This is a genomic window from Rosenbergiella nectarea (assembly GCF_900111105.1).
GTDB lineage: Bacteria > Pseudomonadota > Gammaproteobacteria > Enterobacterales > Enterobacteriaceae > Rosenbergiella > Rosenbergiella nectarea.
The window spans coordinates 212560-226640 of record NZ_FOGC01000002.1; the positions used below are offsets into that span (position 1 = coordinate 212560).

Genomic DNA, 14081 nt, shown 5'->3' on the forward strand with positions numbered 1-14081 from the left:
GAGAGAAAATTATGTTGCCACTCCCGTTAGCATTAACACAGCAAGCGGAACATCGTGTACAGGGTCAGATTTCACCTCAAGATCCGTTATTTGCCGTACTCGCATTGAGTGATTTTGTCGCGGATAACCTGCAGCAACATCCTGAGTGGCAACAGCGTTTGGTTGACCACCCCCCACTAGCTGATGAGTGGCAGCACTACCAACAGTGGCTGGATCAGCAGTCAGTACCCGCAGGAACTGAAGCACAGGTCATGCGGCGATTAAGGTTATTTCGTCGTGAGATGTTGGTGCGAATTGCATGGATGCAAACGCTCAGTATCGCGACCACAGAACAAACCCTGCAGCAATTGAGCCACCTAGCCGAATTACTGATTGCCGCCGCACGGGATTGGTGTTGGCAGCAATGTTGCCAGGAGATGGGGACCCCCACCAACGCGCAAGGAGAGACTCAGCCTTTACTGGTCCTTGGGATGGGGAAATTGGGGGGAGGCGAGCTAAATTTCTCTTCGGATATCGACCTCATCTTCGCATGGCCAGAAAATGGCAGCACGGTAGGCGGACGTCGCGAGCTCGATAATGCGCAATTTTTTATGCGTATGGGGCAACGGCTGATTAAACTTCTCGACCAACCGACGATTGATGGGTTTGTTTATCGCGTGGATATGCGCTTGCGGCCTTTCGGTGATAGCGGTCCCTTAGTGTTGAGTTTTGCAGCCCTCGAAGATTATTACCAAGAGCAAGGACGTGAGTGGGAACGCTATGCGATGGTAAAAGCGCGCCTAATGGGCACAGCACACTCCCCCTATAACGAGGAACTGCAACAACTGCTACGCCCTTTTATCTATCGCCGCTATATCGATTTCAGCGCAATTCAATCATTACGGACGATGAAAGGTAAAATCCACCGGGAAGTCAGGCGTCGTGGTTTAAAAAATAATATTAAATTAGGCGCGGGTGGGATCCGCGAGTGCGAATTTATCGTCCAGGTCTTCCAACTTATTCGCGGGGGCAGGGAGCGTGCTCTGCAAACCCGATCATTTTTAACTGCGTTACAATCAATCGAAACCTTGGGGTTACTTCCCAGAGAACAAGCCCAGGCGCTGCATTCCGGTTACCTTTTCTTGCGACGACTCGAAAACCTTCTGCAAAGCATCGGTGACCAACAAACGCAAACTTTGCCGGAAGACGATTTAAATCGCCAACGCCTAGCCTGGGCGATGGGGATGGAACAATGGTCCTTATTGGTCTCGACCCTCGACCGAGTGATGCAGGAGATCCATGTCATTTTCGTGGAGCTTATCGGTGAAGAAGAGGCTCGTACCGAAGAGGCCCCAGAGCATTACACGCAACATTGGTGGTTAGAGGCCCCGGACCTCGAGGAGTTACAGGGCGCAACCCCCCAGTTAACCGCCGAGCAGCAACAGCAATTATTGACTTCATTACAACTCTTCCAACACGATATTAAACGGCGAACGGTGGGACCGCGAGGACGTCAGGCACTTGACCAGTTAATGCCCGTTATTTTGGCTGAGGTCTGTCCCCGCGTGGACGCAGCGGCGACGTTTTCTCGGTTAGCCGAAGTGTTACTCAGTGTTGCCAGTCGCAGCACTTACCTTGAATTATTTATTCAACACCCCGGTGCTCTAAAGCATTTGGTGAGATTATGTGCCGCGTCACCGATGGTGGCGACGGAGCTTGCTCGCCACCCCTTACTGCTCGACGAGCTGTTAGATCCTCAGACCCTCTATCAACCCGCACCGAATAACAGTTATCGAGAAGAGCTCCGTGAATACCTATTGCGGATCCCTCAAGAGGATGAGGAGCAGCAGGTAGAAGCCTTGCGGCAATTTAAGCTCACCCAGCAGTTACGTATTGCTGCGGCAGATATTGCCGGAACCTTGCCGGTAATGAAGGTAAGCGATCACTTAACTTGGCTGGCCGAAGCCTTATTGGAAGTGGTAGTTTGGCAGGCTTGGCAATTGATGGTACAGCGCTATGGCCGTCCCAATCATTTTACTGCAGAGCAGGGGCCAGGTTTTGCGGTGGTGGGATACGGAAAGTTAGGCGGCTGGGAACTGGGATATCGTTCCGATTTAGACTTAGTCTTTTTGCATGATTGCCCCGCCGATACGGTCACCACTGGCGAACGCAGTATAGAAGGGCGGCAATTTTATTTGAAGATGGCACAAAGGATTATCCATCTTTTTAGCACTCGAACCGCTTCCGGTATTTTATATGAAGTCGATGCGCGTTTACGGCCATCGGGCGCCGCGGGTATGCTAGTCACCACCTTCGAAGCGTTCGAGGATTACCAACGTCAAGAAGCCTGGACATGGGAGCATCAGGCACTGGTTCGTGCACGAACGGTATTCGGTGAACCTGGGCTGCAACAGAAGTTTGCGCAAATCAGACAAAGCATCCTCTGTCGTCCCAGAGAGGTTGGCCAGCTTACGACGGAGGTGGCGGAGATGCGTGAGAAAATGCTTAAGCATTTAGGCAATAAACATCTACCGAAATGGGATATCAAAGCCGATCAAGGCGGGATTATCGATATTGAATTCCTCGCACAGTATTGGGTGCTAAGGTTTGCCGCGGAGCACCCCAACTTAACGCGCTGGTCGGATAACGTGCGGATCGTCGAAATGTTAGCTCAGCAGGGAATTTTAACTGAACAGAGCGCTCAGGCCCTTACTCAAGCTTACATCACTCTGCGTGACACGCTTCATCATTTAGCGCTGCAGGGCGATGATGGCGTGGTGGACGAGCAGGCATTCTTACCACAGCGTTCGGTTACGCGAACGACTTGGCAGCAGTGGTTAGAGCCGGAAAAGTAGGGCGTTACAGTGAGCACCGCCATTCTGAATGGGCTGTGGTATGATAGGCGGAAAATGTTAAACAAATCGAGCTTGGAGTTGCTGGCATGAAGGTTTCACTGCCTGAATTTAATCGTGCAGGAGTATTAGTGATTGGCGATGTAATGCTTGATCGCTATTGGTACGGACCAACACAAAGGATTTCCCCGGAAGCCCCAGTTCCTGTCGTCAAAGTTGATGAAGTGGAACAGCGTCCTGGTGGCGCAGCCAACGTTGCAATGAATGTTGCTTCACTGGGTGCGGCATCACGCATCATCGGTTTAACGGGTGAAGACGAGGCGGCTGAACAGCTTAATACGGCATTGGCGCAAGTGGGCGTCGATTGCCAGTTTGTGGCACTCGCGACCCATCCTACGATCACCAAGTTAAGGGTACTTTCCCGTAATCAGCAACTCATCCGATTGGATTTTGAAGAGCCATTCGATCGGCAACAGAGCAAGAAAATTGCCGAGCGCATGCCCCTTGCCCTCGATAATGTCGGTGCGGTGGTTTTATCGGATTACGCTAAAGGCGCACTAGCGGATATTCAACCGCTGATCACGCAAGCGAGAGAGGCAGGCATTCCCGTGCTTATCGACCCTAAAGGTCACGATTTTTCACGCTACCGTGGCGCGACCTTATTAACACCGAATTTGTCAGAGTTTGAAGCGGTGGTGGGGAAATGTCATAGCGAACAGCAGTTAGTCGAAAAAGGGATGGCGTTGTTGGAAAGCTGCCAACTGAGTGCTCTATTAGTCACGCGTTCTGAGCAAGGTATGACGCTATTACAACCGAACAAGGCTCCACTACACCTTCCTACCCAAGCGCAAGAAGTGTTCGATGTCACAGGAGCGGGGGATACGGTAATCGGGGTATTAGCGGCCTCGTTAGCGAATGGCTGTACTTTGGAAGAGGCGAGTTTCCTGGCGAATACGGCAGCCGGGATTGTGGTGGGAAAACTCGGTACCTCCACCGTAACACCGATTGAGCTGGAAAATGTTTTGCATGCTCGCCCCGAAGACGGGTTTGGTATTATGAGCCAGTCAACCCTGCAGAAAGCTTTGGACGCGGCGCGTCAGCGTGGTGAGAAAATCGTCATGACCAATGGCTGTTTCGATATTTTGCATGCCGGCCATGTCTCCTATTTAACCCACGCCCGTAAGTTGGGTGACCGATTAATTGTAGCGGTAAATAGCGATGCTTCCACGGCGCGACTGAAAGGACCCACCCGTCCTATCAATAAACTCGAGAACCGGATGATTGTGCTAGGGGCCTTAGGGGCGGTCGACTGGGTGATCCCTTTTGAAGAAGAGACTCCACAGCGTTTAATCGCAGAATTGTTACCTGATTTGCTGGTGAAAGGCGGTGATTATCGTCCTGAAGAAGTAGCAGGTGGCGCAGAGGTCATCGCCAATGGTGGTGAAGTTCGGATTCTAAATTTTGAAGAAGGCTTATCGACCACCAATATCATCAAAAAGATCACGAGCCATTAGTCGATAATAAGACGTCGCCAAGAATAGGCGACGTCAACGCGATTAGTCGTGCTTCACGTCCGGTACGATCGGTGTTTCGTTAGAAACGTCTGCTGGGCTGACTTCTTGCGGTTCTGTGCCAGCGGCTTGTTTGCCTTCAAGTGCATCAAGGCGCTTCTCTAATAAAGCCAACTTCTCTCTGGTACGCACTAAGACTTGTGTTTGTACATCAAACTCATCGCGATTGACCAACTCCATACGGCTGAGCTGGGCTTGGAGCACTTGACGAATTTTCTTTTCAACGTCATCACCAAGATTACGAATTCCCTGAGGTAAGGAGTCTTGAACTTGGCGAGCGATTTGTTCAATTTTTTTTGCGTCAATCATAATTATTTCCCGAGGTTAACGCCGGAGTCACTCTGAGAATTCTGGCGTGCAGGCTGTAGGTCACTTAAGTGTAATCGCTAATCGGTTATGGCGAAACCTAATTTTCAGCACACGAAAAGCCAATTTTGGACTTAGCGCTTGATTGCGCATTGATAATTTTGCCGATATAGTGAAGAGGCTTATTCTCAGGGCGGGGCGCAATTCCCCACCGGCGGTAAATCAGTCATTCTGAAAGCCCGCGAGCGCTTTACCCATTGTGGTGAAGGTCAGCAGATCCGGTGCAAATCCGGGGCCGACGGTAATAGTCCGGACGGGAGAGGGTAAAGATACTGTTCCGATCACTACGATCTCTGCTGTATTACTACGTCTATCGACGTCACTCCTATGCCCTGATTCTGGTAATTTTATTAATATATATAGGATTTTTTACCATGAATCAGAACACACTTTTATCTGAATTCGGCACGCCAGAACAGCGTGTAGAGTTGGCCTTACAGGCACTTCGTGAAAACCGAGGCGTTATGGTTTTAGACCACGAAGATCGCGAAAATGAAGCCGACATGATTTTTGCTGCGCAAAGTATGACCGTGGAGCAGATGGCGCTAACCATTCGCCACGGTAGCGGTATTGTTTGCCTGTGCATCACTGAGCAACGGCGTAAACAGCTGGCGCTACCGATGATGGTTGAGCATAATTCGAGTGCCTACGGTACCGGATTTACGGTGACCATCGAAGCGGCTCAGGGGGTGACCACGGGTGTTTCTGCGGCTGACCGCTTAACCACTGTACGTGCAGCCATTGCTGATAATGCTGTTCCAGGTGACCTTAACCGTCCAGGCCATGTATTTCCTTTACGTGCGCGTGAAGGTGGAGTGCTAACCCGTGGTGGTCACACCGAAGCGACTATCGATTTAGTCAGACTCGCCGGTTATGCCCCAGCAGGGGTATTGTGTGAATTAACCAATGACGATGGCACCATGGCGCGTGCGCCGGAAGCGATTATTTTTGCTAAGCAGCATAATATGCCTGTAGTGACCATTGATGATCTGGTGGCATGGCGCCAACAGCATGATCAACAAAAAGCGGTCTAAGCTTACAGAATAATCGGTGGGCCTACTGCTATCGACTTAGGGCTAGTATTAGCTTTAGGTGGGTAGCATTAGGCCTTTATCATTATTAATATCACTACATTAGACATCTAAAAGATAAACCGCATGCCGACCGTCAAAGTAATGAAATCCCCTGCATAATATTTTCATGAGTGACGGGTTCGAGCAGGTAGTCGAGTCCACCATCTACTAGAAACAGTGTAATAATAAAAATAAAAAAGATATAGAGAAAATACGTTTTAAATAAAAAATGTTTTATGATGAATTTCTGAGTTGCAATCAGTATTTTCTTTATAAAATCAAACTCTTCTTTAGATATTGTCTTTAGCCAACGGTCATTAGCATCGTAGGTTTCTATTTTTAATAATCTCCCATACACACCTAACCGTATACGGGACCAATATTTACGTGGGTAATTTTCCAGCCAATAGAAGTTTGGATATTTTCTAAATCTTTTATAATGGTCATTATCTAACTTTTTAAAAATAGGTGAGGTTTTTTTATCATATATATGAATTATAATTAATAACGATATAATGGCTACGCCAATAATTAATTTATGGATACTCATCTTTTTTCTCGATTATATTATATAAAATATCACCCACCGATTCGCCAAAATAAGTGCCTGCTCCGGTTCCTATTATACTTAAGCCAACAGCGCAGCCTACAATATTCCAAGGCCCGGTAATTCCTAACGCAATACATATTGGTGCCCCCAAAGCCCCACCGGCAATACCCCCCGTAAATTTTCCTATCTCTCTAAATGTGGTCTGCTTACACTCGCTTACTCTCCCTACCGAGCAGGCATTATAGATTTCATTCGCCGAATACATCGCACTAAACGCAATACCTACGTAACCCTTTGTTTTAATTGGTTATGTTTTTTATATTTGTTGCAGCCCCTCTGAAGGTCGCTAGCGAAGAAGGGGCCCTGCGTAGTACTGGTACCCGGATTTTTATTGCCAGCAGCTCTGTTATCCAGTGTGAACATTGGTAGCTAAAATTATTGCCAAGGTGCTATCAACTCACGCAACGCTTTGCAGAAAGCTTCAAAAGCCCAGCGGCTGGTACGACCCGAGCGCGATAATTTTAATATCTTCCTTTTACGATAACCTGGACCAATTAATTCATTACCTACAGATGAATGGCCACAGCAGAGAGGTCCTAGTTACATCACCGACACGGCGACTTTTGTGCAGCATTAACATGGCAATTAGTCCACGGCCAACTAAATAATAAACCGCATGCCGACCGTCAAAGTAATGAAATTCCCTGCATAATATTTTCATGAGTGACGGGTTCGAGCAGGTAGTCGAGTCCCCCCCCAAAGAGAAAAATAGCTATAGTGGCCAAGCCGATAGCGTAAAGAAGGCAACGACGAATTAACATTTCACGTAAAATTTTCTTTTGTAACTCTGCAGGCGCTTCTTTTATGAAATTATATTCTTCTTCTGAAACGTTACGGAAAAGTCGATGTTTAGGATTGTATTTTTTCTGTGTCAAAATCATTCCGTAAATCCCCCATTTCATTATTACAGAAGTAGAACCTCGGTAAGTGTCTAACCAGTGGAGTTGTTGAGGTATCGAAAATCTTTCAAAATAGAGTTTATCTAAAGAGCGGTATACCTCTGAATTAATTAAAATTAAGATAGCAGGGGAAGCGACCAATAAGATATACAGTGAGTATACCCAGAACATATTATCCTTCAAAAGATTCATAAATATCATTACCGATTGATTCGCCCAAGTAACCGCCGCCAATTCCTATTAACGTTCCTAAGGTAATAACACAGCCTGCAGTAGCGTATACATTCGGAAAGAGCCCGATACAGATACGCATCCCCAAAGCCCCACCAGCAATAACCCCCGTAAATTTTCCTATCTCTCTAAACGTGGTCTGCTTACACTCGCTTACTCTCCCTACCGAGCAGGCATTATAGATTTCATTCGCCGAATACATCGCACTAAACGCAATACCTACGTAACCCGTTGTTTTCATTATTTTGACGAGCTTACTGGCATTGTTTAGATGTGTCGCATAGCCAGGGATTTCGGTGGTCCCCGATTTTTTCCAGTGATGGACGATTGATTTAGACGAGAGTCGTAAAGCGGACTTGATTTTTTGATCTTGGGGTAGGTCGAACACTTGGCGTAAAAATGAATGCTTGAGTAACGTATCGAGTTCGGAAAAAAGAACCCCACGGCGTAAATAATAGGCCTCACCCCCCAGAGCAGTGTTGCCCACATAAGTCGATTTATATAATTGGTCGATTTGATTTAAAATTTTATTAATTTTGGTGAAGTAGACTTCACCAACCGTACCCGTGATACCAACACCTGTTGAGGCAATAGAAGAAAAATGTGACAGAGTGGCGTAATGATCAAGGAAAAAATCGCGGTTAATCCCTTCGTTTTGAACCGCCTCTAAGGCGAGTTGGGCAGTCTTTTGGGCGGTGATCAACTGAGCTAGTTCTTCCTCATAAGGGTACTCAGGATCGGCAAGTATTAAAATACTTCCTGCCTTAATGACGCTATCGTCCGGGCCATTCAATTTTCTAAATAAGTCTATGGCTTCTGAAGGTGACTTATCCGTAAATATCTCATTCACTAATTCGCTTAGTATCGCGTCTCTATTGGCGATCATAAAACCAAGTGTGTCTCTTTGCTCTACTAACTCGTTGCCATTAATTATCTTTATCAGAGCACTAACCTTCCCTTCATCGTGAAAGTCGATAGTGCAGGATAACGCCTTAATATTGATAACAGAGAGGCTATGTAAAGAGAGCGATGTATGGCCTGGACTGATGGTACAATTATCAAGCGATAAGAGAGATTCCCCATCGGAAAACGTTTGATCCGTTCCCCAATAGCCTAAGTCATCGTCGACAAAGTCTTCTTCAGCGTCCATCCTGACCCACTCACAGAACTTAACAAAGCTAGAATAGGAATCAGTGCTGTAACTGGAAATACTGACATCGTAACTTTTCATCTCACCGTAGAGAGTGTGGTCAGTAAAAAATCTCAGCACAATATCATCCCTATTTTCCTCAGCGATCGCACTTGAAAAGGTAAAGTCTATGGAGGCTTTAAAGCTCTCTATGTTGACGCTGAGGTAGGGGGGGAAATCGCCAAATTCATCAGGTTTATGTTTAATAAATGACGCATCAGTGTCTAAGGTCGTCGCATAGCTAAGGGAACGGCTATCGCTATATAAATGGTTATAGGGATTGAATTCGCCATTGCTCTGGTCAGTTTCATCATGACGATTGTAATAATCATCTATCTCTTTTGTAAGTTTCTCTTCTTCAGTAATCAGTTCCTGTAAAGTACCCTTTAGAATCTGTAATTCATCTGTTTCTTCTACAATTTCAGACTGACTTTCCTGCCACTCATCGATGATATATTCTACGTCATACCTTTTATCCCTTATTTTATTTAGTTGATCATTGGCTTTATTTACATTAAAAAAATAACTCGAAATTGTAATTTCAAATCCTATTATTCCCTGATTACCTGCATCCAAAAGAGGCTTTTTAGTTATGTTCATAATCACTCCTTGATTAGCTCAGCTTTTTATACCCATTTATAAAGAGCAATTTTACTAGACAGGTCTCAATAAAGGAGGTCGAAATTTGTTCAATATCAAAATTTCGTTAATAAATAATAAATCCACCCAAAAAACCGATATTCAATTTTTTTGAAAATGATCATCACTACTCGCTAGGTGTGTTTTTTATTTAGCGGCGTATCCTAGGCTCAAATTATTTAAAATAGGATATTTATTATGACTCCGCGCATGCCAGCACTGTTTCTTGGCCATGGCAATCCCATGCATGCCATTCAAGAAAATCGTTATACCGACGTATGGCGGCAACTCGGGGAACAATTGCCTCGACCTAAAGCAATCCTCGTTATTTCGGCACATTGGGTGACGAGAGGCACAGCCGTGACGGCGATGAGCCACCCTAGAACGATCCACGATTTTGGCCAATTTCCTCAGGCGTTATTCGATATGCAATACCCTGCGGCGGGTGATCCGCCATTAGCGGAAAAGGTTAAACAACAACTTGGCGCGTCGAATATAAAGCTGGACCATCAATGGGGGCTGGATCACGGCACCTGGGGGGTACTGGTAAAAATGTATCCTAAAGCTGATATTCCTGTGGTGCAATTGAGCCTGGATGCCGCGTTATCGCCTGAAGAACACTATCAGCTGGGTCAACAATTGTCTTCGCTTCGCGACGAAGGCGTACTATTACTGGCGAGTGGCAATACTGTGCATAATTTATCAATGGCGCGCTGGGGAAAAGAGGGCGGTATCTATCCTTGGGCGGAAGATTTTGATCAGCGAGTGCAAGAGGCTTTAGGATCTGCAACCGGCGACAGCCATCATCCTTTAGTCGACTATATGCAGTTTCCCGGCGCACAGCTGGCCAATCCGACCCCTGAACACTTTCTACCTTTATTGTATATTTTGGGCGCGGCACGTGCCGATGACCAAATAACAGTACCCGTGACGGGAATGGATATGGGCAGTATTAGTATGACAAGTGTATTAGTGCAGTGAGAGACCAAGCTAACGTTGGCAAATTCTGAAGACTTTGCCAACGTTATCATCTAATTATCCGCGAAACGGATTCCCTGCACGAGGCGTACTGGTTGCAGAGGTAGACGAATGAGTCACCGGAGCCGTTGAGTTTAATGATGCTTGTTGCGTCCGTACCGGTGCTACACCATCGGCGCGGTTATCTTGTACTGGATTATCCGGCGCAACCGCTTGTGGAGAGGTTGATACATCCTTACCTAAGGTACTGTTTAACGCGATAATATCTTGCTCGTTAAGGGTGCCTAACGCGTATTTGATATTGATTTGGTTAATCAGATAGCCGTAGCGTGCATCGGAGAGCTGTTGCTTGGCGTTATACAACGTGGTGGTCGCATCTAACACATCAACAATGGTACGGGTACCAACTTGGTAACCGGCTTCCATCGCATCAAGAGAGCTTTGCGCTGAAACCACCGCTTGGCGGTAAGCATCGATACTGCTGATGGACGCATTAACATTGTTAAACGATGAACGAACGGTTTGTACCGCTGAACGGTGCGCGCTTTCTAATTTCTCGCTAGAGCTAACGAAGCTGTACTCAGCTTGTTTCACCTGAGAGGTTACCGATCCACCGGTATACAGCGGGATAGATAAGCTGACACCGACTTGATTATTCCCCCCGATAGAATCTTGGGTAGTAGAGGTAGTGTGAGCGCGATAACCTTGATACTTGGTATTAGTCAGCCCCGTCGAGGCATTTAAGCTCAGAGTTGGCATGTGGCCAGTTTCATAATAACGAATTTGCTCACGCGCCAAGTCTTTTGACAGACGTGCGGAAAGCAACGACAAGTTATGGTTTTCAGCTTTGGTCAGTAAGGCATCGATAGGCTGCGGTCTTTCCGTTTTAAACCGGCCAATATCAAGTGAAGACAGGGAGAGGTAACTATTTCCAGTGACCTGACGCAGTGCCTCCATCTTATTATCGATATCATTACGTGCAGTGACCTCACTCGCTAATACGCTGTCGTATTGGGCACGAGCATTTTGCACATCGGTAATAGCCACCAGTCCAACATTAAAACGTTGAGTGGTTTGATCGAGTTCGCGGTAAATCGATTGTTTCTGCGCTTCGACATACGAGAGCGTATCAATCGCATTAAGCACATTAAAGTAGGCGGTTGCGGTGTTTAAAATAAGATCTTGTTGCGCGACTTGGTAAGTCACATCTTGGATCCCTGCGGTTTTCTCTTGCAGAGTCAACGCGCGCCATTTCGACATATCAAAAATGGTTTGTGATAACTGTAAGGAACCGGCCCAAGCATTGGAACGTACACCGCTATTATCGCGATAACCACTATTGAAAGTGTAGTCCCCCCCCAGTCCCAGCTGCGGAAGTAATGGGCTACGCGATTCATTAATTTTTTCAAACGCAGCATCACGATCGGCCGCTGCACTACGTAAATCAGGATTGGTATCACGTGCTTGTTGATAAACTTGTAATAAGTTTTCAGCGTGGCCTAAATGACTGAAGCCAGCTAAGCTCAGACCAACGAGTACGGGGAGCAATTTTTTCATTTGCGTTCCTTTGTGTTGCAGCGAAATTGCAAAAATAAAGTTGTCAGGTCAAAAAATTTTTCGAATTGTACCAGACAGACAGAATGAAATAAGTTGGCTGAACGTGCCTTACTTGGCGCGTTAGCGTAAAATATTGACTTAATAGCCCAGTTTTCTAGTAAAAATCGTCCTAGGACATTGGAACCACTCTACATCCGAGGTCTATTATATGTGCAAAAAGCCAAAATCTCCCACCCAATTTACACGCGATGATGTTGAAATTTTGCACCAAGAACCCATGTATAAGGGATTCTTTTCAATCGTTAAATATCGATTTCGACATCGGCTCTACGCTGGGGGCATGAGCGAGCCTGTCGTGCGTGAAGTATTTCAACGTGGAAAAGCGGTCGTTTTACTCCCTTATGATCCCGTTCGTGATGAAGTGGTATTAATTGAACAGATTCGCATTCCTGCTCTAGAGTCTGGGAAAACACCATGGCTGATTGAATTAGTCGCGGGTATTTGTGAGGCGGGAGAGTCGGATGAGGATGTGGCCCGTCGTGAAGCGCAAGAAGAGGCCGGTCTAGACATCGGGCGTACTAAGCCTCTACTCAGTTATTTATCCAGTCCAGGCGGTAGCAGTGAGAGGCTAGCGATATTTATCGGCGAGGTCGACGCGACCAAAGCAGAAGGGAATCATGGGTTAGCGAGTGAAAACGAGGACATTTTAGTCAGAGTAGTGAGTCGTGAACTCGCTTATCAGTGGGTCGAGTCGGGAATTATCGATAATGCAGCCTCTATTATCGCCCTCCAGTGGCTCGCCCTACATCATGAGCAAATACGTAATGAGTGGTTATCTTCATGAAACAGCAATACACCCCCAATTTTCCAGAAATGATGCGCTTAAATGAAACAAACTATGCGCAATTACGGAGATTGATCCCAAGAGAAGAGGTAGAAGGAGCCGCCTTGACCTACCAAGTGAATGGCATCCACTATCAAGTGGTGATCGAGGAATCGACTCGTTACACCACCCGCGTGATGATTAAACAAGTCGCGCCAGTCGTCAGTTATTGGCAATTGCCGTCGATGTCTGTACGGTTATACCATGATGCGATGGTTGCAGAAGTGTGTTCGACACAACAGATCTATCGCTTCAAAGCACGCTATGATTACCCGAATCGGAAACTGCATCAACGTGATGAAAAGCATCAAATTAATCAGTTTCTCTCTGAATGGCTACGGTATTGTCTGGTGCAAGGTGTGATGGCAACGCCGCTGCCTGAGATGTGAGACAATAGTAATTTCAACGCGGATAAAAGGTGAGTTTTAGTGAATTCTTTAGTGCCAGAGATCGCTGATAATCGGAGCATCCGGCTCCTACAACTCACTGATATGCACCTCTTTAAAACCCCACAAGAGAGTCTATTAGGGGTCAATACATGGCAAAGCTACCAAGCGGTAATAGACGCGGTTATCGCTGAACAACGTCAAATCGATTTGATTATTGCCACGGGTGACCTCGCCCAAGATCATAGCCCTGAGGCCTACCATGCTTTTGCTAAAGGTATTCGTCGATTACAGAAGCCCTGTGTATGGTTACCCGGTAACCATGACTTTCAGCCGGCCATGGTTAAAACCTTGGCAAGTGAAGGGGTCTGTGATCAAAAATCCGTGCTACTTGGCGACCAGTGGCAGCTTCTACTGCTCGACAGCCAAGTGCATGGTGTTCCCCATGGCTTGCTCAGCGACTATCAGCTGCAATGGTTAGGCGATGCATTGGCTCGGCATCCGCAGCGTCACACCATTATTTTGCTCCATCATCATCCTATTCCCTCGGGGTGTACGTGGTTAGATACTCACAGCCTACGTAATTCGCATCAATTAGCCGAGGTGTTGCAGGATTATCCGCTCGCCAAAACGGTGGTGTGTGGCCATATTCATCAAGAGATGGATGACCTTTGGCAGGGCCGGCGTGTGCTGTCCACGCCCTCAACCTGCGTACAGTTTCGTCCGCAATGTACCGGATTTACTATCGATAACCAGTCGCCAGGATGGCGTTGGCTTGAGTTGCGCCCAGACGGAGAGGTAGTGACTGAGGTGCAACGTCTCTTCGGCCCACAATTTCAGCCCGATTTTCATTCTGAAGGGTATTAAC

At 46.7% G+C, this 14081-nt stretch carries 12 protein-coding genes and 1 riboswitch; of the genes, 7 read left to right on the top strand and 5 right to left on the bottom strand.

The window, feature by feature from the left end; translation table 11 throughout:
* Positions 1-11 precede the first annotated feature (11 nt).
* Both glnE and hldE read left to right on the top strand, forming a co-directional pair.
* Positions 12-2834, top strand: coding sequence for a bifunctional [glutamate--ammonia ligase]-adenylyl-L-tyrosine phosphorylase/[glutamate--ammonia-ligase] adenylyltransferase (glnE, locus tag BMX14_RS03870; RefSeq protein WP_092673064.1), 2823 nt, complete (start codon positions 12-14; stop codon positions 2832-2834).
* 86 nt (positions 2835-2920) lie between these two features.
* On the top strand, positions 2921-4345 hold the full coding sequence (hldE, locus tag BMX14_RS03875) for a bifunctional D-glycero-beta-D-manno-heptose-7-phosphate kinase/D-glycero-beta-D-manno-heptose 1-phosphate adenylyltransferase HldE (RefSeq protein WP_092673066.1): 1425 nt from the start codon (positions 2921-2923) through the stop codon (positions 4343-4345).
* A 42-nt stretch (positions 4346-4387) separates the two neighbouring features.
* On the opposite strand, the gene ubiK is transcribed toward hldE, so the two are convergent.
* Complete coding sequence (gene ubiK / locus BMX14_RS03880) at positions 4388-4711, bottom strand: ubiquinone biosynthesis accessory factor UbiK (RefSeq protein WP_092673069.1); 324 nt, start codon at positions 4709-4711, stop codon at positions 4388-4390.
* Between the two features lie 177 nt (positions 4712-4888).
* A riboswitch (FMN riboswitch) is annotated at positions 4889-5037 on the top strand.
* Positions 5038-5142: 105 nt separating this feature from the next.
* On the opposite strand from ubiK, the gene ribB reads away from it, so the two are divergent.
* Positions 5143-5802, top strand: a complete 660-nt coding sequence (gene ribB, locus BMX14_RS03885) for a 3,4-dihydroxy-2-butanone-4-phosphate synthase (protein ID WP_092673072.1) — start codon at positions 5143-5145, stop codon at positions 5800-5802.
* A gap of 133 nt (positions 5803-5935) precedes the next feature.
* Here the strand turns inward: ribB and BMX14_RS03890 are convergent, their stop codons facing one another.
* From BMX14_RS03890 to BMX14_RS03905, 3 genes are all read right to left on the bottom strand, one after another.
* Entirely contained in the window at positions 5936-6391 is a 456-nt protein-coding gene (locus tag BMX14_RS03890) for a hypothetical protein (protein WP_092673075.1), read from the bottom strand.
* 686 nt (positions 6392-7077) lie between these two features.
* Entirely contained in the window at positions 7078-7542 is a 465-nt protein-coding gene (locus tag BMX14_RS03900; RefSeq protein WP_143056381.1) for a hypothetical protein, read from the bottom strand.
* Positions 7523-9370, bottom strand: a complete 1848-nt coding sequence (locus BMX14_RS03905; protein WP_092673084.1) for a coiled-coil domain-containing protein — start codon at positions 9368-9370, stop codon at positions 7523-7525. Before BMX14_RS03905 ends, BMX14_RS03900 begins: the two co-directional genes overlap by 20 nt.
* 237 nt (positions 9371-9607) lie before the next feature.
* Here BMX14_RS03905 and ygiD point away from each other — a divergent pair, with 237 nt between their 5' ends.
* A complete protein-coding gene (gene ygiD / locus BMX14_RS03910; RefSeq protein WP_408011858.1) occupies positions 9608-10390 on the top strand; it encodes a 4,5-DOPA-extradiol-dioxygenase in 783 nt (260 codons plus the stop codon).
* Positions 10391-10444: 54 nt separating this feature from the next.
* Here the strand turns inward: ygiD and tolC are convergent, their stop codons facing one another.
* On the bottom strand, positions 10445-11944 hold the full coding sequence (gene tolC / locus BMX14_RS03915; RefSeq protein WP_092673090.1) for an outer membrane channel protein TolC: 1500 nt from the start codon (positions 11942-11944) through the stop codon (positions 10445-10447).
* Positions 11945-12152: 208 nt separating this feature from the next.
* On the opposite strand from tolC, the gene nudF reads away from it, so the two are divergent.
* The 3 genes from nudF to cpdA are packed head-to-tail and all read left to right on the top strand — an operon-like array spanning position 12153 to position 14080.
* Positions 12153-12788: an ADP-ribose diphosphatase gene (nudF, locus tag BMX14_RS03920; RefSeq protein ID WP_092673093.1), complete on the top strand. Its 636-nt coding sequence runs from the start codon at positions 12153-12155 to the stop codon at positions 12786-12788.
* The gene (locus BMX14_RS03925; protein ID WP_092673096.1) at positions 12785-13216 is read left to right on the top strand and encodes a DUF1249 family protein; all 432 of its coding nucleotides are present in this window, start codon (positions 12785-12787) and stop codon (positions 13214-13216) included. Before nudF ends, BMX14_RS03925 begins: the two co-directional genes overlap by 4 nt.
* A 39-nt stretch (positions 13217-13255) precedes the next feature.
* Positions 13256-14080: a 3',5'-cyclic-AMP phosphodiesterase gene (gene cpdA / locus BMX14_RS03930; protein WP_092673098.1), complete on the top strand. Its 825-nt coding sequence runs from the start codon at positions 13256-13258 to the stop codon at positions 14078-14080.
* The last annotated feature ends 1 nt before the right edge of the window (position 14081 follow it).

Bases quoted from the DNA above. Each gene is read 5' to 3' on its own strand.
- glnE (WP_092673064.1), top strand. From the start codon at position 12: ATGTTGCCACTCCCGTTAGCATTAACACAGCAAGCGGAACATCGTGTA.
- hldE (WP_092673066.1), top strand. From the start codon at position 2,921: ATGAAGGTTTCACTGCCTGAATTTAATCGTGCAGGAGTATTAGTGATT.
- ubiK (WP_092673069.1), bottom strand. From the start codon at position 4,711: ATGATTGACGCAAAAAAAATTGAACAAATCGCTCGCCAAGTTCAAGAC.
- ribB (WP_092673072.1), top strand. From the start codon at position 5,143: ATGAATCAGAACACACTTTTATCTGAATTCGGCACGCCAGAACAGCGT.
- BMX14_RS03890 (WP_092673075.1), bottom strand. From the start codon at position 6,391: ATGAGTATCCATAAATTAATTATTGGCGTAGCCATTATATCGTTATTA.
- BMX14_RS03900 (WP_143056381.1), bottom strand. From the start codon at position 7,542: ATGAATCTTTTGAAGGATAATATGTTCTGGGTATACTCACTGTATATC.
- BMX14_RS03905 (WP_092673084.1), bottom strand. From the start codon at position 9,370: ATGAACATAACTAAAAAGCCTCTTTTGGATGCAGGTAATCAGGGAATA.
- ygiD (WP_408011858.1), top strand. From the start codon at position 9,608: ATGACTCCGCGCATGCCAGCACTGTTTCTTGGCCATGGCAATCCCATG.
- tolC (WP_092673090.1), bottom strand. From the start codon at position 11,944: ATGAAAAAATTGCTCCCCGTACTCGTTGGTCTGAGCTTAGCTGGCTTC.
- nudF (WP_092673093.1), top strand. From the start codon at position 12,153: ATGTGCAAAAAGCCAAAATCTCCCACCCAATTTACACGCGATGATGTT.
- BMX14_RS03925 (WP_092673096.1), top strand. From the start codon at position 12,785: ATGAAACAGCAATACACCCCCAATTTTCCAGAAATGATGCGCTTAAAT.